The sequence below is a fragment of the Pseudomonas sp. xss_2 genome, from assembly GCF_043104195.1.
GTDB classification, from domain to species: Bacteria; Pseudomonadota; Gammaproteobacteria; order Pseudomonadales; family Pseudomonadaceae; genus Aquipseudomonas; species Aquipseudomonas urmiensis.
This window is the reverse complement of record NZ_JBICKL010000011.1, coordinates 48129-63393: the sequence shown is the minus strand read 5'-3', so window position 1 is coordinate 63393 and position 15265 is coordinate 48129. Positions and strand designations below refer to the sequence as shown.

Below are 15265 nucleotides of genomic sequence, written 5' to 3'. Positions count from 1 at the left end.
CTGGCAAACTATCGGTGTGGTGCAAAATCCGGTCACGATTAGCGTTTCGCCTCAAGCGGCCGATTCAGGCAGACTTGTGCGGTTTTGCAACAAATTTTGCGTGGAGCTGTCGCATAGAGCAGTTCCCATGATGATTAGGAGGATTCATGTTCCGTACCCGTGCTTCCCTGGCAACCCTGCTGGTGGCTACAGTCCTGGCAGGTTGCAGCACAGGCGGTTCTTCCGGCACTGCTGGCAACGCCCCGGCGGCTCCAGCCGGTAACGACGGCCGCTGCGAAGCCAGTGGCGCCGACTTTGCAGTTGGCAAGCCGGGCACCCCAGACCTGCTCGAGCAGGCGCGCAAGGCCAGTGGCTCGCAGATGGCGCGTATCCTCAAGCCACACGATGTGATCACCCTGGAGTATCGCTCTGAGCGCTTGAACTTGAACGTTGATGAGCAGGGCAAGGTTATTCGCGTGAACTGCGGCTGATCCGGCCCTGCCGTCGGGCGCAAGTCCGCTGCCACGTATTGGTTTGAACGATTGAGTGGGAGTGGGCTGCCCCGCGATGGGAAGCCCTGCCACTAGCGGCGCAAATCCCAGGCATAAAAAAACCCGCCACAAGGGCGGGTTTTTTTACAGCAATCCGAATTACTCCGGACGAACCTGTGCAGCCTGCATGCCCTTCTGGCCGCGTTCAGCGACGAAGGAAACAGTCTGGCCTTCTTTCAGGCTCTTGAAGCCGTCGGTTTCGATGGCTTTGAAGTGTACGAACAGGTCGTCGCCGCCGCCTTGAGGAGTGATGAAGCCGAAGCCTTTCTCATCGTTGAACCACTTGACGGTGCCGGTTTGGCGATTGGACATGGGGTGAATCTCCAGAAACATGATTTTTTATCGAGGTGCAAATGTGGCCGAAGCTACGTGCGCCAGGTACATCATAGTCTAATTCTGCGGATGTCGCGCCTTTTACCTTCGGATTATGCTGATCCATCGCAAATAAAAGCGCAGTAAGCCACAAAATCGTCGTGTCAATTAGCCTTGCAGGCCTGCTGGACAACGGTTTGCGCCTTTTGCATCAATTTGGCGTCCACCCCGTCCTGGCTGTCCAAATCCTTGATTTCATCGTCTGTGAAATTCTTCTTGATGGCTTGTGCGCCACATTCACAGTGTTTTTTGGCCGTATTGGCGTCGACGCCCTGGCCGGTCGCCACCTGCTGGCACTGTGTCATATAGGCCGCTTGCTTGCCGGCCGGGAAATCGCCAGCGGTTGCAGCCATGGGCAGCAGCAGGGCGCTGGCGGCAGTCAGGGCCAAAAGAGACTGAAATCGCATAACCAGACACTCCTTGGGTTAGGTCTCATACAGAGTAGGATGCTTCAGAAAGTCTGATAGGCAAATTTCCGCACAAGTTCAGCCTGGGGCGTAATTTCCAAATATTTCTGCCTGGGGTGCAACCCGCGTGCTAGCATGCTTGGCTTGCGGTGGGCCTGGTGCCGGCTGCAAGCCATTTTATTTTCCAGTCACTCTGGTTCGTCCCTGGCAAGCCGAAAGGCTTCTGCCACTGTGAGGCAGGCTTTCCCGCGGGAAAGGCAGGTCGGATCTTGTACTGGCTCATCCCAACCCACGTGACCTTTGGTAGGGGTCACCACTAGGAGAGGAGGCGCCATGCCCACTATTACTCTTCCCGATGGCAGTCAACGTTCGTTCGATCACGCCGTATCCGTAGCCGAAGTCGCTGCCTCTATTGGCGCAGGCCTGGCCAAGGCCACCCTGGCCGGCAAGGTCGACGGCAAATTGGTCGATGCGTGCGATCTGATCGAGCACGACGCCACCCTGCAGATCATCACCCCTAAAGATGAAGAGGGACTGGAGATCATCCGTCACTCGTGCGCCCACCTGATCGGCCACGCAGTGAAGCAGCTGTACCCGACCGCCAAGATGGTGATCGGCCCGGTGATCGACGAAGGCTTCTATTACGATATCGCCTACGAGCGCCCCTTCACTCCTGACGACCTCGCGGCCATCGAAAAGCGCATGCAACAGCTGATCGAGAAGGACTACGACGTCATCAAGAAGATGACCCCGCGCGCCGAAGTCATCGACGTCTTCCACAATCGCGGTGAAGACTACAAGCTGCGCCTGGTCGAAGACATGCCCGATGAGCAGGCCATGGGCCTGTACTATCACGAAGAATACGTCGACATGTGCCGCGGTCCGCACGTGCCGAACACCCGCTTCCTCAAGGCATTCAAGCTGACCAAGCTGTCCGGCGCCTACTGGCGCGGCGATGCCAAGAACGAGCAATTGCAACGTGTGTACGGCACTGCCTGGGCTGACAAGAAGCAGCTGGCGGCCTACATCCAGCGCATCGAAGAAGCCGAAAAACGCGACCACCGCAAGATCGGCAAGCAGCTGGATCTGTTCCACCTGCAGGAAGAAGCCCCGGGCATGGTCTTCTGGCACCCGAACGGCTGGACCGTGTATCAGGTGCTCGAGCAATACATGCGCAACGTCCAGCGCATCAATGGCTACCTTGAGATCAAGACCCCGCAAGTGGTCGACCGCATCCTGTGGGAGAAGTCCGGTCACTGGTCCAACTACGCCGAAAACATGTTCACCACTTCGTCGGAAAGCCGCGACTACGCGGTAAAGCCGATGAACTGCCCATGTCACGTGCAGGTGTTCAACCAGGGCCTGAAGTCGTACCGCGACCTGCCGCTGCGCCTGGCTGAATTCGGTGCTTGCCACCGCAATGAGCCATCCGGCGCCCTGCACGGCATCATGCGTGTGCGCGGCTTCGTGCAAGACGACGCGCACATTTTCTGCACCGAAGATCAGGTGAAGAAAGAAGCCGCCGACTTCATCAAGCTGACCTTGGATGTGTACAAGGACTTCGGTTTCACCGACATCGCCATGAAGCTCTCGACCCGTCCGGTCAAGCGCGTCGGCTCCGAAGAGCTGTGGGATCGCGCTGAAGGTGCGCTGGCCGATGCCCTGAACGAGTCGGGCCTGGAGTGGGAATACCAGCCGGGCGAGGGCGCGTTCTACGGTCCGAAGATCGAGTTCACCCTGCGCGACTGCCTGGGCCGTAACTGGCAGTGTGGTACCCTGCAGTACGATCCGAACCTGCCTGAGCGTCTGGACGCCAGCTACATCGCCGAAGACAACGCCCGCAAGCGTCCGGTGATGCTGCACCGCGCCATCCTCGGTTCGTTCGAGCGCTTCATCGGCATGCTCATCGAGCATTATGCCGGTGTCTTCCCAGCCTGGCTGGCGCCAACCCAGGCGGTGATCATGAATATCACCGACAAACAGGCCGATTTCGCCCTTGAGGTGGAAAAAAACCTGACCGATAGCGGTTTCCGTGCCAAGTCTGACTTGAGAAATGAGAAGATCGGCTTTAAAATCCGCGAGCATACTTTGCTCAAGGTCCCGTACCTTTTGGTTATAGGGGACCGTGAAGTCGAAACGCAAACCGTCGCTGTGCGTACTCGCGAAGGCGCTGACCTGGGCTCCATGCCCGTCGCCCAATTCGCTGAGCTCCTTGCGCATGCGGTTTCCCGGCGTGGTCGCCAAGAATCGGAGTAATAACTATTAAGCGTGAAATGAGAAACGATAAACGAACTGCACCGAAGGCCCCGATCAACGAGAATATCTCGGCCCGCGAGGTTCGGTTAATTGGCGCTGACGGCGAGCAGATTGGCATCGTCTCGATTGATGAAGCGCTTCGTATCGCTGAAGAAGCGAAGCTGGATCTGGTAGAGATTTCTGCTGACGCCGTACCTCCTGTCTGCAAGGTCATGGACTACGGCAAGCACCTCTTCGAGAAGAAGAAGCAGGCCAACGAGGCCAAGAAAAACCAGAAGCAGATCCAGATCAAAGAAATCAAGTTTCGTCCAGGGACGGAGGAAGGGGATTACCAGGTAAAACTACGCAACCTGGTACGTTTCCTTAGTGATGGGGACAAGGCCAAGATCTCTCTGAGATTCCGTGGTCGTGAGATGGCCCACCAGGAGCTGGGCATGGAGCTGTTGAAGCGGGTTGAAGCTGACCTGATCGAATACGGCACCGTTGAGCAGCATCCGAAGATGGAAGGACGCCAGCTTATGATGGTCATCGCCCCCAAAAAGAAGAAGTAATCTCCCGGGCACGGCAGGCCTGATGATTATTGTGTAATTTTATCGAATGCGGAGTTCCAACATGCCAAAAATGAAAACCAAGAGCGGTGCTGCGAAGCGTTTCCTGAAAACGGCTTCCGGCTTCAAGCACAAGCACGCTTTCAAGAGCCACATCCTGACCAAAATGTCGACTAAGCGTAAGCGTCAACTGCGTGGTAGCAGCCTGCTGCACCCGTCTGACGTGGCAAAAGTCGCGCGCATGCTGCGCGTTCGTTAATTCTGGTCTAGATAGAGGAAGTTACTCATGGCTCGTGTAAAGCGCGGCGTAATCGCTCGTAAGCGTCACAAGAAAATTCTGAAACTGGCTAAAGGCTACTACGGTGCACGTTCGCGCGTATTCCGTGTTGCCAAGCAGGCTGTCATCAAGGCTGGTCAATACGCCTACCGTGACCGTCGCCAGAAAAAGCGTCAGTTCCGCGCTCTGTGGATCGCTCGTATCAACGCCGGTGCCCGCACCAACGGTCTGTCTTACAGCCGTCTGATTGCTGGCCTGAAAAAAGCGTCGATCGAAATCGACCGCAAAGTTCTGGCTGACCTGGCAGTGAACGAAAAAGCGGCGTTTGCTGCGATTGTCGAGAAGGCTAAAGCCGTTCTGGCTTAAGTACCCACGACAATCACCCGGCGATGCTAGCGTCGCTGGGTGTTGAACGTCATCGATAGGGGAAGAGCCTTCAAAGCTCTTCCCCTATTTTCGTATCTGGAGTCTGTACATGGAAAACCTGGATGCGCTGGTCTCCCAAGCCCTGGAAGCTGTGGAGCGCGCTGAAGACATCAATGCCCTGGAACAGATCCGGGTTCAATTTCTCGGCAAGAAGGGCGAGCTGACCCAGGTGATGAAGACCCTGGGCAACCTGCCAGCCGAAGAGCGCCCCAAGGTTGGAGCGCTGATCAACGACGCCAAGGAACGCGTCACCGAAGTGCTCAACGCACGCAAAGCTGCCTTTGAAGAGGCCGAGCTCAGCGCTCGCCTGGCGGCCGAATGCATTGATGTGACCTTGCCAGGTCGTGGCCAGACCACCGGTGGCCTGCACCCGATCACCCGCACTCTCGAGCGTATCGAGCAGTTCTTCACCCACATCGGCTACGGCATTGCCGAAGGCCCTGAGGTCGAAGACGACTACCACAACTTCGAAGCGCTCAACATCCCCGGCCACCACCCGGCGCGGGCGATGCACGACACCTTCTATTTCAATGCCAACATGCTGCTGCGTACCCACACCTCGCCGGTGCAGGTGCGGACCATGGAGTCCACTCAGCCGCCAATCCGCATTGTTTGCCCAGGCCGCGTCTATCGCTGCGACTCGGATATCACTCACTCGCCGATGTTCCACCAGGTCGAAGGCCTGCTGATCGATCGCGACATCAACTTCGCCGACCTCAAGGGCACCATCGAAGAATTCCTGCGGGTGTTCTTCGAAAAACAACTGGACGTGCGTTTCCGTCCGTCGTTCTTCCCCTTCACCGAGCCGTCTGCTGAAGTCGATATCCAGTGTGTGATGTGCTCCGGCAAAGGCTGCCGCGTCTGCAAGCAGACGGGCTGGCTGGAAGTCATGGGCTGCGGCATGGTCCACCCGAACGTGCTGCGCATGTCCGGTATCGATCCGGAAGAGTTCCAAGGCTTCGCCTTCGGCATGGGTGCCGAGCGCCTGGCCATGCTGCGCTATGGCGTCAACGATTTGCGTCTGTTCTTCGACAACGACCTGCGGTTCCTCGCCCAATTCCGCTAGGCCCAATCGACGCAACTTTCAGGAGAACAGCATGAAATTCAGTGAACAGTGGCTGCGCGGTTGGGTCAACCCGCAAGTCTCCCGTGACGAGCTGGTCGCTCGTCTGTCCATGGCCGGCCTCGAAGTCGACAGCGTTACCCCGGCTGCTGGCCAGTTCAGCGGTATCGTCGTTGGCGAAATCCTGAGCACCGAGCAACACCCGGACGCCGATAAGCTGCGCGTCTGCCAGGTGAGCAGCGGCCAGGAAACCTTCCAGGTGGTCTGCGGCGCGCCCAATGCCCGTCCGGGCATAAAAATCCCGTTTGCCATGATCGGCGCCGAACTGCCGGGCGACTTCAAGATCAAGAAGGCCAAGCTGCGGGGTGTCGAGTCGTTCGGCATGCTCTGCTCGGCGGCCGAACTGCAGATCAGCGAAGAAAACGATGGCCTGCTCGAACTGGCAGCCGATGCCCCGGTTGGTGAAGACATTCGCCAATACCTGAACCTGGACGACGCCAGCATCGAAATTGGCCTGACCCCGAACCGCGGCGACTGCCTGTCGGTAGTCGGTCTGGCGCGCGATGTCAGCGCTCTGTACAACGTTCCGGTCACTCGTCTGGCGGTGCCTGCAGTCGCGCCCGCCCACGACGAAGTACGCTCGGTCGAAGTCAGTGCTCCGGCTGCGTGCCCGCGCTACCTGGGCCGGGTCATCCGCAATGTCGACCTGTCCAAGCCAAGCCCGCTGTGGCTGGTCGAGCGCCTGCGCCGCAGTGATGTGCGCAGCATCGACGCCGCCGTTGACATCACCAACTACGTGATGCTTGAACTCGGGCAACCGATGCACGCATTCGACCTCGCCGAAATCAACGGCGGCATCCGCGTGCGGATGGCCGAAGAGGGCGAGAAACTGGTCCTGCTCGACGGCCAAGAAGTGGCCCTGCGTAGCGATACCCTGGTCATCGCCGACCACACCCGGGCCCTGGCTATCGCTGGCGTCATGGGGGGCGAGCATAGCGGTGTCAATACTGAGAAGACCCGCGACCTGTTCCTTGAGAGCGCCTTCTTCGAGCCTATTTCGGTCGCTGGCAAGGCCCGTTCCTACGGCCTGCACACCGATGCCTCGCATCGCTACGAGCGCGGCGTCGACTCGCAACTGGCCCGCGAAGCCATGGAGCGGGCTACCGCGCTGGTGCTGGAGGTCGTTGGTGGCGAAGCTGGCCCGATCATCGAGAGTGTCAGCGAGCAGCACCTGCCTAAAGTGGCGCCGATCACCCTGCGCGCCGAACGCATCACCCAGATGCTCGGCATGGAGATGGAGCCAGCACAGGTCGAGCAACTGCTCAACGCCCTGGAACTGACGACCACCAGCAGTGGGGCAGGGCAGTGGACAGTCAACGTTCCAAGCCACCGCTTCGACATCAGCCTGGAAGTCGACCTGATCGAAGAACTGGCCCGCCTGTACGGCTACAACCACCTGCCGGTCCGCTACCCGCAAGCGCGTCTGGCGCCAAAAGGTGCTCCGGAAGCCCGTGGCGAGTTGCCAACCCTGCGCCGCTTGCTGGTTGCTCGCGGCTACCAGGAAGCAATCACCTACAGCTTCATCGATCCGAAGCTGTTCGAGCTGTTCACCCCTGGCGTCGAGCCGCTACTGCTGGCCAACCCGATTTCCAACGACATGGCTGCCATGCGCGCCTCGTTGTGGCCGGGCCTGGTCAAGGCACTGCAGCACAACCTCAATCGCCAGCAAGATCGCGTGCGCCTGTTCGAGAGCGGCCAGCGCTTCGTCGGCCAGCTGGGTGATCTCAAGCAACAGCCGATGATCGCCGGCGTCGTCACTGGCACCCGCCTGCCGGAAGGCTGGGCCAACGCCCGTGACAACATCGACTTCTTCGACGTCAAGGCCGACGTAGAGGCTCTGCTGGGCTACTCTGGCGCGCTCAACGACTTCACCTTCGTTGCCGGCAAGCATCCAGCCCTGCACCCAGGTCAGACTGCTCGCATCGAACGTGACGGCAAGGAAGTCGGCTACCTCGGCGCACTTCACCCAGAACTCGCCAAGACCCTCGACCTGGACCGCCCGGTGTTCGTCTTCGAGTTGATCCTGGAAGAAGTGGTCGAAGGTCGCCTGCCAAAATTCAGCGAACTGTCCAAATTCCCTGAAACCAGGCGTGACCTGGCTTTGATCGCAGGACGTGATGTAGCTTCGAGCTCGGTCCTTGAAGTAATTCGTGACAATGCAGGCGAATGGCTCACAGACCTCAGGCTGTTTGATGTCTACCAGGGTAAAGGTATTGATCCTGATAGAAAAAGCCTGGCCGTCGGCTTGACCTGGCAGCATCCATCGCGCACTCTTAATGACGATGAGGTGAACGCCACCCTGCAGTTGATCCTCACCTCGCTCGAACAAAGGTTGAACACCACGTTAAGGAAATAACGGCATGGGTGCTCTGACGAAAGCTGAGATGGCCGAAAGGCTGTACGAGGAGCTGGGGCTCAACAAGCGCGAAGCAAAGGAACTGGTCGAGTTGTTCTTCGAAGAGATCCGCCACGCGCTTGAAGACAACGAGCAGGTCAAGTTGTCCGGTTTCGGCAACTTTGACCTTCGCGACAAACGCCAGCGGCCGGGCCGCAACCCCAAGACTGGGGAAGAGATCCCGATCACCGCACGCCGCGTCGTCACCTTTCGTCCAGGGCAGAAACTGAAAGCCCGGGTTGAGGCCTATGCTGGAACCAAGCCATAACGACGAGCTGCCCCCCATACCGGGCAAACGCTACTTCACCATTGGTGAAGTCAGCGAGCTCTGTGCGGTAAAACCGCACGTGCTGCGTTACTGGGAGCAAGAGTTCCCGCAACTCAACCCGGTCAAGCGCCGCGGTAACCGGCGGTATTATCAGCGCCAAGATGTTCTGATGATCCGCCAGATCCGTGCGCTGCTGTACGACCAAGGCTTCACCATCGGCGGCGCGCGGTTGCGTTTGTCCAGTGATGAAGCCAAGGACGATACCACCCAGTACAAGCAACTGATCCGGCAGATGATTGCTGAATTGGAAGATGTACTGGTGGTGCTGAAGAAGTGACCCGATCCGACGAGTGGAAAGTTTTTTGAAAAAAAGCTTCCATTAATCAGACGCTTAGGGTAGATTTCTCAACGTTCTCAGCAGTATCGAGAGCAGTTCGGGGCGTAGCGCAGCCCGGTAGCGCACTTGCATGGGGTGCAAGGGGTCGAGTGTTCGAATCACTCCGTCCCGACCAAAAATCCCTAAAGAATCCAGTCACTTAGCGGTGACTGGATTTTTTTATGGGCGGGCCTGCGCAAAACTTGCGCAAAACCCGCGCAAAACTATCCGGCGATTTCGCCAATATCTAGGTCCGCTTCGACCTCGGACCAGATCACATCTTCATGCCCCTTCTGATAATTTCTGGTCATACCTTCAGTGGTGTGACCCGCAATCTTCTGGCCGTCTTTTCCTGCTCGCTTGTACAGGTGCAGGGAGAGTGCGCGCACCTCATGAAACCCTGGCATTTCCTCTTCTTTGAGGTCTCGATAACAGCCGGCGGCATCTCTCGCGTCTTTGAAGGCGCGGGTCAAAAACCTCTCGTCTACCTTCGTCCAGTGATCCTTCCCTTCACGCTTCTTCTTCCGCTCCGGCCGTCTATGCACTAGGTAGGGCGACAGAATGTCGTCTCGGCACCTTGCGAGTACATCAGCGAGCTGATCAGTGATTTTGATCTTCAGCCAGCCGGCGTCTGACGCTTTCTCGGTCTTGCTCTGCACAACGTATAGATATCCTTCGCGTGCATCCTCAAACTTCATATCCAAGATGTCGCCGCGCCGCTGCGCAGTGATCAGGGCCAGATCGATTGCGTTTTGAAGCCAGCGCGGCGACTTCTCACGTATTGCCTTTAACCCTTCCACTGTGTGTCGCTTGCGCTGTTTCTTCTCGATTTTGGGAATGGTGTTCCCGGCGGGGTTGTCGGGGCAGAGCCCCTTTGCCGCCGCATGATTGAACAGATCGATGAGTATTGCGCGCGCCTGGTTGCTGGCGCGGGCAGTGAGTGGCTCAAGAAATTCCGCAATCATTCGGATCGTGATCTGGTCAATCGGCTTCTCTCCCAGGGCCGCTCTGATCTGCTTAAACCGAACGGCATACAGATCGAGCGTGGCCTTTGCCAGCTCTCTTGGAGGCAGAACGTCTTTCTCATAGGTGTGGAGAAATTCAGTCACTGTCACCGATGTTTCACCCAGGACCGCTGCCACCAGGTCACCGCCACGGAAGAACGCCGTGTTCAGCTGGGAAGCCGCGTCGATTGCTCGACCACGGTCTTCTCCAAACTGGAACCACTTGCCATCGGTGGGGCGGCGGTAGCGATACGTCCCGCGCCTGGCATCGAAGTAGAGGTTTATGGGCAAGCCCTTATTGGCTTTGTTCCTTGGTCGGGGAACCATCACGCAGCTCCTTTCAGCACCATATCAACCAGTGCGCTTCCTGTGGTCCTTTGATAGGCGGCCCAATCAACGTACCAAATGTTGCCGATACGCTCGCCGGGCAGCTTGCGATTTCGAAGGTAATTGCGGATCGCCTGGGAGCACAGAGGCGTGCCGTTTTCGCCCCATTTGCGGCGCTGAAACTCGCTGATCTTAATCAGTTCTTTCTTCATGAGGGTCTCCACGCCGCCGGTGGCGGCAGGTTGGTCACTTGGTGCGGAATACTTCGTCGCATACAGCGCGCATCTCGCTTCTGGTCTTTGCTGGCTCGCGTCCAAACCACTCTTCAGCCAGGCGCGCCAGATCATCACGGATCGTTTGCCAGCCATTGGCGCGGCGCATGGCGACCACGCGCACTTGATCGCCAAGCGACTGGCATTTGCTGAGCTTCGTGCATGAGCAGATGAAAATGGCCATGGGGAATCCTCGCCCGCGCATGTCGGCGGGCTTGAGTGGTAGAGGGATGGGTTAGGCTGAAGCCGGGCGCTTCATGAAGGTGATCCAGTGCGTCTTTTCGCGCTTGCCTGACTTGTGGCCAAACAGGGGCTTTTCGGGAGTGAGGGCCAGCAACTCACTCACCAGCACCTGGGTTTCGTTCCACTTGAAGATCAAGATGCCCTCGGGCTCCAGCACACGGAAGCACTCGGCGAAGCCCTGACGGATGTCTTCGCGCCAGTCGCTGGTAAGCAGGCCGTACTTCGCGCGCATCCAGCTGTCCACTCCGGCCCGAGTGAGGTGTGGCGGGTCGAATACGACCAGGCGGAAGGTTGAGTCCTCGAAGGGCAGTTGCCGGAAGTCCATGAGCACATCGGGTTCGACTTTCAGCACACGACCATCGCACAGCAGGTGCTCCTCGTCGCGAATGTCGCCGAACAACGCGCGCTGGTCTTGCTTGTCGAACCACATCATGCGGCTGGCGCTACAGGGGTCGAGCACCTTGGCTGCAGCACTCATCGCGGCCCCCTGTAGATCAGGTAGGCCATGAGCAGTGGTGCTGCGATCGGTATCAGGATCATGCGCCACCTCCGGTGGCCAGGGCCTCGGCCTTCAGCGAGGAATAGGCCACCCCATCCAGCGCGCTGTCCTCGTGGTACTTGTCGGGGTTCTGCCACTGGCGCACGTCCTTGACGATCTGCATCAGCAGCCAGCCTTCGGCCTCGGTGAGGTCGCGGCCGGTGATGGCGTTGAATGCCTTGACGGTCTTGACCATGCTGCGCGTGCCGTCCGGTGCGTCGTACTGCTTACCACGCTCGGCCTGCACGTCGATGGCAGCCTGAAGGAAGTCGGTCGATATCTTCACAGCTCATACCTCTCATCAATCCAGCGCCCCTGAGCGGCTGCTGGGGTAGGGGAGTTGTCTTCTTGTTCGTGCGGGGAGAGCTGGCGCTGGTTGCCGGCCTGCAGCTGGCTGTCGGGGATGCAGCTGATGCCTACCCCATTGAGCAGGTAGCAGGTGACGCCGCGCTGGCTGTCGTGCTGCACGTCAATGACGTTCTCGGTTGCGCTGGCGCCGGTGGCCAGCAGTAGGAGGCAGAGGGCGAGGCGGGTCATCATGGCCACTCCCTACTGGTCCGCTCGCATTGGGCAGCCAGCTTCAGCAGGTTAATGGTGGTTGGGCGGAATCCTTCAATTTTGGGGTATCCCTCCAGGCGATGGCCGTTCGGATAAGCCTCAAATGGCCCGTGCCAGCACCAGTTCATCTGCCAATCCTCCCAGACGGTGAAGGCGTCCTGTCCTTCACCCCAATAGTCCAGCCCGCCGCCCACGCTCAAAACGTGTCGCACGTTCGAACCTTGCTCATACGCCAGCTCCGACGGTTCCTGATCACGCCAGGCCTTGCGGTAGACCGATGGCAGCAGAGCGACCAAGCGCTTACTCAGCTTCTTTTCGATGCGGGCCTTCATGGCGTCACCACGCGGCGCGCCCACTGCACATGCGGGCCGTCTTCCGTGTCGAAGATGCCCATCAGGAACCACTCCGGGCCAGACGATTCCGGCTCCCAGCCGTTGCAGTGGCCGGCGCCGTCGAAGTAGGGGTGCTCAACCAGATCCGAATCCATATCCCAGGTCTTAAGCTCCAGACTTTGCTCAGCTAGCCAGGCTTTGAAGGGGGCCGGGTCTTCCGTCCCGCCAAAGTTAGGGATGCCTGGGTGGCACCACCACCCGTTTTCATCGCGCGCGACACGGGCTGGCTGGATCAATTGCTTTTCTTCAGGCATGACTTCGTCCTTGGCCCCCGTTGGGCGGCCTGTTAATAGGTTGACTGGTATTTATTGACTTATGCTGGCCTGGGGCGGTCCACCGAATGAGGGCGTCAATCGACTGCCCAAATATTTGGTGGCGGCAGTGGCGCAAATGAACAGAGAAAAGCAATTCCGTGCTTACGAGCTTCTTCGGAAGCTTGATGCGCAGACCGCCACCGCGATGAGCCAGATAGCCTACGGCCATATTTCCGGTGCTGAGTGGGATTACATCTGCGGCCAGCATCGCAAAGCATTTGAAGATTGGATGATCTTTGCGGCGACAATTGGAGGTCCGGAGGGTGACGTTTAGAACCGCTTGTCCAATTCACATCTCGAACGTGCCCGCTCAGATTGATTCGCGCTGCGGCTTCGCTATGGTGGCTATTACATACCCCAAAAAATGAGAGTCGTAGGAGTACGGCATGCGAATTCGCGGTGATGTTTTTTGGTCCTGGGCTGACCCGACGCTTCACCATCGCGTTCACGACGAGACGCTCGACGATGGAACCTTTATCGACGTTCAGGTGCGACTGTCGCGGACAGGCAACACGCAGATGTTCATTGGGGTCTATGCGCCTTCAGGCATGCCATTGCATGAAGAGGCCTTTGATTCTCGCCCTGGCGAATCGATGACCAGGGCAATGGCGTGGGGCGTTGGCCTTGCTCGCCGGATTGCTACTGAGGGTGCCCGGAATACGCCTCGAGCTGCGACCTGCTCGAAATAGCGGGGAGAGGGGTTATAGCGTAAGGAGTACAGAGGTACTCCTGTGATCAAACTGAAGGGTTTTCTTTGCAGCGACGGCATTTGCCGCACGCGGTGCCGAGCTGCCAAGCGCCTTTGCACACTGGATCGTCTACCTCAGCCGGCGCGATCGGCGCTGCGTTGGCCGATAGGTAAGCCAGGATCTTGCCGCGAACGTCATGGACCCAAGGCGTCTTCACGGCCTCACGTAGCAGCGCATCCCGCTCGGCCAGCTGGGCACGAAGCTCAGCGACAACTGCGGCCTTCGTGTCGCGGTCAGCCTCTGCGTAACGCCTCAACCGCCACTGCTCGGCGCGCTCGTTTTCGATTCGCTCAACCTCGCCAGGACTGCCGCGAGTGTAGAGCGAAACACTGTAGGCGCTAGTGTCCAGGCCCTGCTGGTCGCTCATGGCCTTAGCCTTTGCGTGCATGGCGCTCACACCGCCCTCGGTCATAAACCAGGCTGGTTCGCCCTGATGCGCGGTCATTGGGCCCAGGCCCACCACAGGCTGGCAAACCTCTGCCGCATCCCGCTCGGCCTCTTCTTTGGTCCACCAGAAGGCAGTACCAACCATCCAGGCTATTGGCTCGGGGTTGTTCTGTGCGGCGGCGCGCTTGTTCCACTCTTTCACTGCCTGGTCACGGCCCGGCTGATCCTCGCATTCGTGCTGCTGGACCCCGACAGGCCCACGGGCAAGGCAGGCCGAATACTTATCGACTCGCCCTTGGCAGATGACGACAGAGGCATCGCTGTCGAGTTGTTCAACGAAGGCGTCTTGCTGGCCGCAGAACGGGCACGCGCACAGCTCCGCGGATTTATCGGTGTTGCTGGATCGGTTTTCTGTGGGCATGGGGATACCTCGCCGGGGTGGCGTGAATAAATGGCTCAGCTGCCAAACAGGCTGAATTGGCTGCTCGATCGTTGGCAGGCAGGATTTAGCCAGAGGCATTCGGTGCGGCAGGCTGTGCCGCGGCCTGCTGATATTCGCGCTGATGTGGCGTGCCTGGTCCAGCCGGTCAAAGTGTCGTCATAGAGCTCGCTCGGGTAGCCGGACAGGGCAACCATTCCTTCTAGATCGAGCAATGACTTGAGCAGATCGGCGTGCTGAGCGTCGTCCATCTCGTGCCGGTAGTACCGGCCACTCTGTGCGTTTTTGTACCGGGTCTCATGCACATACGGTGGGTCGACGTAGTGCAGGGTCGTCCTGGCGTCGTGTGCCTTCATGACCTCGATCGCCGGTCGGTTTTCGATGAGGACGCCGATCAGTCGCTGTCCGATCGTGGCGATCGACTCTGGATACTCGAGCCAGAGTGATTGGGCGGTGCCGTACTCGCGCTTGGTATCGATACGAAAGCCCGTGATGCCCTTCGTGGCACCGGCTGAGCCGAAGCCCATCTGCGCACGGATGATGGTCCGCCGCGCCCGTTCGACTGGCTCTTCAGCCGGCTGCCAAGCTCGTTCGAATTCCTGCCTGGCATATGGTGTCAGGACCACCACTTCAAACAATGCTGCACGTGTCCGTGGGTCCTGCAGCACTCGAAACAGGTTCACGATGTCGCCATCCAGGTCGTTGTACACCTCGGCATAGGAGCGGGGCTTCTGCATCAGGACGCCTGCCGCACCGCCGAATGGCTCGACGTAGCAGGTGTGCCGCGGGAAATACTGGGTTACCCACGACGCCAGCCGGAACTTGGAGCCGTGGTACCGGATCACCGGCGCTGAGATGGTCATGGAACACTCCATTGCAGGCGCCGCCCTCGCCGGGGAGGCGTTATCGTTGAATAGGGGAAGGCGCTGGCGGTCAGCGCCGGGGTGGCGTGTTTTTGCGAAGTGGTTGATAGTGAAAGGCCATATCCAGCTTGGAGAAAGCCGTGACCTACCATCGAAACCTTCCAGATGCAGATCGGTTCATTCAGCCCTTGGCCAGCGAGG

General features: G+C 58.8%; 23 protein-coding genes and 1 tRNA gene. 12 read left to right on the top strand and 12 right to left on the bottom strand.

Annotated features, from left to right (window positions below):
• Nucleotides 1–146: 146 nt before the first annotated feature.
• Entirely contained in the window at nucleotides 147–470 is a 324-nt protein-coding gene (locus ACF8K2_RS01585; protein WP_368971898.1) for an I78 family peptidase inhibitor, read from the top strand.
• A 159-nt stretch (nucleotides 471–629) separates the two neighbouring features.
• Here ACF8K2_RS01585 and ACF8K2_RS01580 read toward each other — a convergent pair whose 3' ends face one another.
• The gene (locus ACF8K2_RS01580; protein WP_110993890.1) at nucleotides 630–842 is read right to left on the bottom strand and encodes a cold-shock protein; all 213 of its coding nucleotides are present in this window, start codon (nucleotides 840–842) and stop codon (nucleotides 630–632) included.
• Between the two features lie 164 nt (nucleotides 843–1006).
• Nucleotides 1007–1309 (bottom strand): hypothetical protein, encoded by a 303-nt coding sequence (locus tag ACF8K2_RS01575; RefSeq protein ID WP_186556122.1) that lies wholly within the window; start codon nucleotides 1307–1309, stop codon nucleotides 1007–1009.
• 333 nt (nucleotides 1310–1642) lie between these two features.
• On the opposite strand from ACF8K2_RS01575, the gene thrS reads away from it, so the two are divergent.
• The 9 genes from thrS (at nucleotide 1643) to ACF8K2_RS01530 (ending at nucleotide 9114) form a co-directional block, all read left to right on the top strand.
• Entirely contained in the window at nucleotides 1643–3565 is a 1923-nt protein-coding gene (gene thrS, locus ACF8K2_RS01570) for a threonine--tRNA ligase (RefSeq protein ID WP_186556121.1), read from the top strand.
• Nucleotides 3565–4116, top strand: coding sequence for a translation initiation factor IF-3 (gene infC, locus ACF8K2_RS01565; protein WP_186556145.1), 552 nt, complete (start codon nucleotides 3565–3567; stop codon nucleotides 4114–4116). Before thrS ends, infC begins: the two co-directional genes overlap by 1 nt.
• 61 nt (nucleotides 4117–4177) lie before the next feature.
• Complete coding sequence (gene rpmI / locus ACF8K2_RS01560) at nucleotides 4178–4372, top strand: 50S ribosomal protein L35 (RefSeq protein WP_008100408.1); 195 nt, start codon at nucleotides 4178–4180, stop codon at nucleotides 4370–4372.
• Between the two features lie 27 nt (nucleotides 4373–4399).
• The gene (rplT, locus tag ACF8K2_RS01555; RefSeq protein WP_003250671.1) at nucleotides 4400–4756 is read left to right on the top strand and encodes a 50S ribosomal protein L20; all 357 of its coding nucleotides are present in this window, start codon (nucleotides 4400–4402) and stop codon (nucleotides 4754–4756) included.
• 109 nt (nucleotides 4757–4865) lie between these two features.
• A complete protein-coding gene (pheS, locus tag ACF8K2_RS01550; RefSeq protein WP_186556120.1) occupies nucleotides 4866–5882 on the top strand; it encodes a phenylalanine--tRNA ligase subunit alpha in 1017 nt (338 codons plus the stop codon).
• A gap of 31 nt (nucleotides 5883–5913) precedes the next feature.
• A complete protein-coding gene (pheT, locus tag ACF8K2_RS01545) occupies nucleotides 5914–8295 on the top strand; it encodes a phenylalanine--tRNA ligase subunit beta (RefSeq protein WP_392463203.1) in 2382 nt (793 codons plus the stop codon).
• A 4-nt stretch (nucleotides 8296–8299) separates the two neighbouring features.
• The gene (gene ihfA / locus ACF8K2_RS01540; RefSeq protein ID WP_009394049.1) at nucleotides 8300–8602 is read left to right on the top strand and encodes an integration host factor subunit alpha; all 303 of its coding nucleotides are present in this window, start codon (nucleotides 8300–8302) and stop codon (nucleotides 8600–8602) included.
• A complete protein-coding gene (locus tag ACF8K2_RS01535; RefSeq protein ID WP_043213594.1) occupies nucleotides 8583–8939 on the top strand; it encodes a MerR family transcriptional regulator in 357 nt (118 codons plus the stop codon). Before ihfA ends, ACF8K2_RS01535 begins: the two co-directional genes overlap by 20 nt.
• Nucleotides 8940–9037: 98 nt before the next feature.
• Nucleotides 9038–9114: transfer RNA gene (locus ACF8K2_RS01530), tRNA-Pro, on the top strand.
• 88 nt (nucleotides 9115–9202) lie between these two features.
• On the opposite strand, the gene ACF8K2_RS01525 is transcribed toward ACF8K2_RS01530, so the two are convergent.
• The 8 genes from ACF8K2_RS01525 to ACF8K2_RS01490 are packed head-to-tail and all read right to left on the bottom strand — an operon-like array spanning nucleotide 9203 to nucleotide 12566.
• The gene (locus ACF8K2_RS01525) at nucleotides 9203–10309 is read right to left on the bottom strand and encodes a phage integrase Arm DNA-binding domain-containing protein (RefSeq protein ID WP_392463201.1); all 1107 of its coding nucleotides are present in this window, start codon (nucleotides 10307–10309) and stop codon (nucleotides 9203–9205) included.
• A complete protein-coding gene (locus ACF8K2_RS01520; RefSeq protein WP_368971893.1) occupies nucleotides 10309–10521 on the bottom strand; it encodes a hypothetical protein in 213 nt (70 codons plus the stop codon). Before ACF8K2_RS01520 ends, ACF8K2_RS01525 begins: the two co-directional genes overlap by 1 nt.
• Nucleotides 10522–10555: 34 nt before the next feature.
• Nucleotides 10556–10765, bottom strand: a complete 210-nt coding sequence (locus tag ACF8K2_RS01515; protein ID WP_392463200.1) for a hypothetical protein — start codon at nucleotides 10763–10765, stop codon at nucleotides 10556–10558.
• A gap of 51 nt (nucleotides 10766–10816) precedes the next feature.
• Nucleotides 10817–11302: an SAM-dependent methyltransferase gene (locus ACF8K2_RS01510; RefSeq protein ID WP_392463199.1), complete on the bottom strand. Its 486-nt coding sequence runs from the start codon at nucleotides 11300–11302 to the stop codon at nucleotides 10817–10819.
• Nucleotides 11303–11360: 58 nt separating this feature from the next.
• Complete coding sequence (locus ACF8K2_RS01505) at nucleotides 11361–11648, bottom strand: hypothetical protein (protein ID WP_392463198.1); 288 nt, start codon at nucleotides 11646–11648, stop codon at nucleotides 11361–11363.
• Nucleotides 11645–11899: a hypothetical protein gene (locus tag ACF8K2_RS01500; protein WP_392463260.1), complete on the bottom strand. Its 255-nt coding sequence runs from the start codon at nucleotides 11897–11899 to the stop codon at nucleotides 11645–11647. The genes ACF8K2_RS01505 and ACF8K2_RS01500 overlap by 4 nt, the downstream gene beginning before the upstream one ends.
• Nucleotides 11899–12252, bottom strand: a complete 354-nt coding sequence (locus tag ACF8K2_RS01495; RefSeq protein ID WP_392463197.1) for a hypothetical protein — start codon at nucleotides 12250–12252, stop codon at nucleotides 11899–11901. The genes ACF8K2_RS01500 and ACF8K2_RS01495 overlap by 1 nt, the downstream gene beginning before the upstream one ends.
• Nucleotides 12249–12566, bottom strand: a complete 318-nt coding sequence (locus ACF8K2_RS01490; protein WP_392463196.1) for a hypothetical protein — start codon at nucleotides 12564–12566, stop codon at nucleotides 12249–12251. The genes ACF8K2_RS01495 and ACF8K2_RS01490 overlap by 4 nt, the downstream gene beginning before the upstream one ends.
• A 61-nt stretch (nucleotides 12567–12627) precedes the next feature.
• Here ACF8K2_RS01490 and ACF8K2_RS01485 point away from each other — a divergent pair, with 61 nt between their 5' ends.
• The gene (locus tag ACF8K2_RS01485; RefSeq protein ID WP_392463195.1) at nucleotides 12628–12900 is read left to right on the top strand and encodes a hypothetical protein; all 273 of its coding nucleotides are present in this window, start codon (nucleotides 12628–12630) and stop codon (nucleotides 12898–12900) included.
• A gap of 112 nt (nucleotides 12901–13012) precedes the next feature.
• Nucleotides 13013–13315 (top strand): hypothetical protein, encoded by a 303-nt coding sequence (locus ACF8K2_RS01480; protein ID WP_392463194.1) that lies wholly within the window; start codon nucleotides 13013–13015, stop codon nucleotides 13313–13315.
• 46 nt (nucleotides 13316–13361) lie between these two features.
• On the opposite strand, the gene ACF8K2_RS01475 is transcribed toward ACF8K2_RS01480, so the two are convergent.
• Nucleotides 13362–14183, bottom strand: coding sequence for a hypothetical protein (locus ACF8K2_RS01475; protein ID WP_392463193.1), 822 nt, complete (start codon nucleotides 14181–14183; stop codon nucleotides 13362–13364).
• 35 nt (nucleotides 14184–14218) lie between these two features.
• Nucleotides 14219–15064: a DNA adenine methylase gene (locus ACF8K2_RS01470; protein WP_392463192.1), complete on the bottom strand. Its 846-nt coding sequence runs from the start codon at nucleotides 15062–15064 to the stop codon at nucleotides 14219–14221.
• Nucleotides 15065–15265 lie beyond the last annotated feature (201 nt).

What these genes read in the sequence shown, in the direction of transcription:
- ACF8K2_RS01520 (WP_368971893.1), bottom strand. Translation starts at nt 10,521, where the DNA reads ATGAAGAAAGAACTGATTAAGATCAGCGAGTTTCAGCGCCGCAAATGG.
- rpmI (WP_008100408.1), top strand. Translation starts at nt 4,178, where the DNA reads ATGCCAAAAATGAAAACCAAGAGCGGTGCTGCGAAGCGTTTCCTGAAA.
- ACF8K2_RS01585 (WP_368971898.1), top strand. Translation starts at nt 147, where the DNA reads ATGTTCCGTACCCGTGCTTCCCTGGCAACCCTGCTGGTGGCTACAGTC.
- ACF8K2_RS01535 (WP_043213594.1), top strand. Translation starts at nt 8,583, where the DNA reads ATGCTGGAACCAAGCCATAACGACGAGCTGCCCCCCATACCGGGCAAA.
- ACF8K2_RS01485 (WP_392463195.1), top strand. Translation starts at nt 12,628, where the DNA reads ATGCTGGCCTGGGGCGGTCCACCGAATGAGGGCGTCAATCGACTGCCC.
- pheS (WP_186556120.1), top strand. Translation starts at nt 4,866, where the DNA reads ATGGAAAACCTGGATGCGCTGGTCTCCCAAGCCCTGGAAGCTGTGGAG.
- thrS (WP_186556121.1), top strand. Translation starts at nt 1,643, where the DNA reads ATGCCCACTATTACTCTTCCCGATGGCAGTCAACGTTCGTTCGATCAC.
- rplT (WP_003250671.1), top strand. Translation starts at nt 4,400, where the DNA reads ATGGCTCGTGTAAAGCGCGGCGTAATCGCTCGTAAGCGTCACAAGAAA.
- ACF8K2_RS01500 (WP_392463260.1), bottom strand. Translation starts at nt 11,899, where the DNA reads ATGACCCGCCTCGCCCTCTGCCTCCTACTGCTGGCCACCGGCGCCAGC.
- ACF8K2_RS01470 (WP_392463192.1), bottom strand. Translation starts at nt 15,064, where the DNA reads ATGACCATCTCAGCGCCGGTGATCCGGTACCACGGCTCCAAGTTCCGG.
- ACF8K2_RS01480 (WP_392463194.1), top strand. Translation starts at nt 13,013, where the DNA reads ATGCGAATTCGCGGTGATGTTTTTTGGTCCTGGGCTGACCCGACGCTT.
- ACF8K2_RS01495 (WP_392463197.1), bottom strand. Translation starts at nt 12,252, where the DNA reads ATGAAGGCCCGCATCGAAAAGAAGCTGAGTAAGCGCTTGGTCGCTCTG.
- ACF8K2_RS01575 (WP_186556122.1), bottom strand. Translation starts at nt 1,309, where the DNA reads ATGCGATTTCAGTCTCTTTTGGCCCTGACTGCCGCCAGCGCCCTGCTG.
- ihfA (WP_009394049.1), top strand. Translation starts at nt 8,300, where the DNA reads ATGGGTGCTCTGACGAAAGCTGAGATGGCCGAAAGGCTGTACGAGGAG.
- ACF8K2_RS01580 (WP_110993890.1), bottom strand. Translation starts at nt 842, where the DNA reads ATGTCCAATCGCCAAACCGGCACCGTCAAGTGGTTCAACGATGAGAAA.
- ACF8K2_RS01525 (WP_392463201.1), bottom strand. Translation starts at nt 10,309, where the DNA reads ATGGTTCCCCGACCAAGGAACAAAGCCAATAAGGGCTTGCCCATAAAC.
- pheT (WP_392463203.1), top strand. Translation starts at nt 5,914, where the DNA reads ATGAAATTCAGTGAACAGTGGCTGCGCGGTTGGGTCAACCCGCAAGTC.
- ACF8K2_RS01515 (WP_392463200.1), bottom strand. Translation starts at nt 10,765, where the DNA reads ATGGCCATTTTCATCTGCTCATGCACGAAGCTCAGCAAATGCCAGTCG.
- ACF8K2_RS01475 (WP_392463193.1), bottom strand. Translation starts at nt 14,183, where the DNA reads ATGCCCACAGAAAACCGATCCAGCAACACCGATAAATCCGCGGAGCTG.
- ACF8K2_RS01510 (WP_392463199.1), bottom strand. Translation starts at nt 11,302, where the DNA reads ATGAGTGCTGCAGCCAAGGTGCTCGACCCCTGTAGCGCCAGCCGCATG.
- ACF8K2_RS01490 (WP_392463196.1), bottom strand. Translation starts at nt 12,566, where the DNA reads ATGCCTGAAGAAAAGCAATTGATCCAGCCAGCCCGTGTCGCGCGCGAT.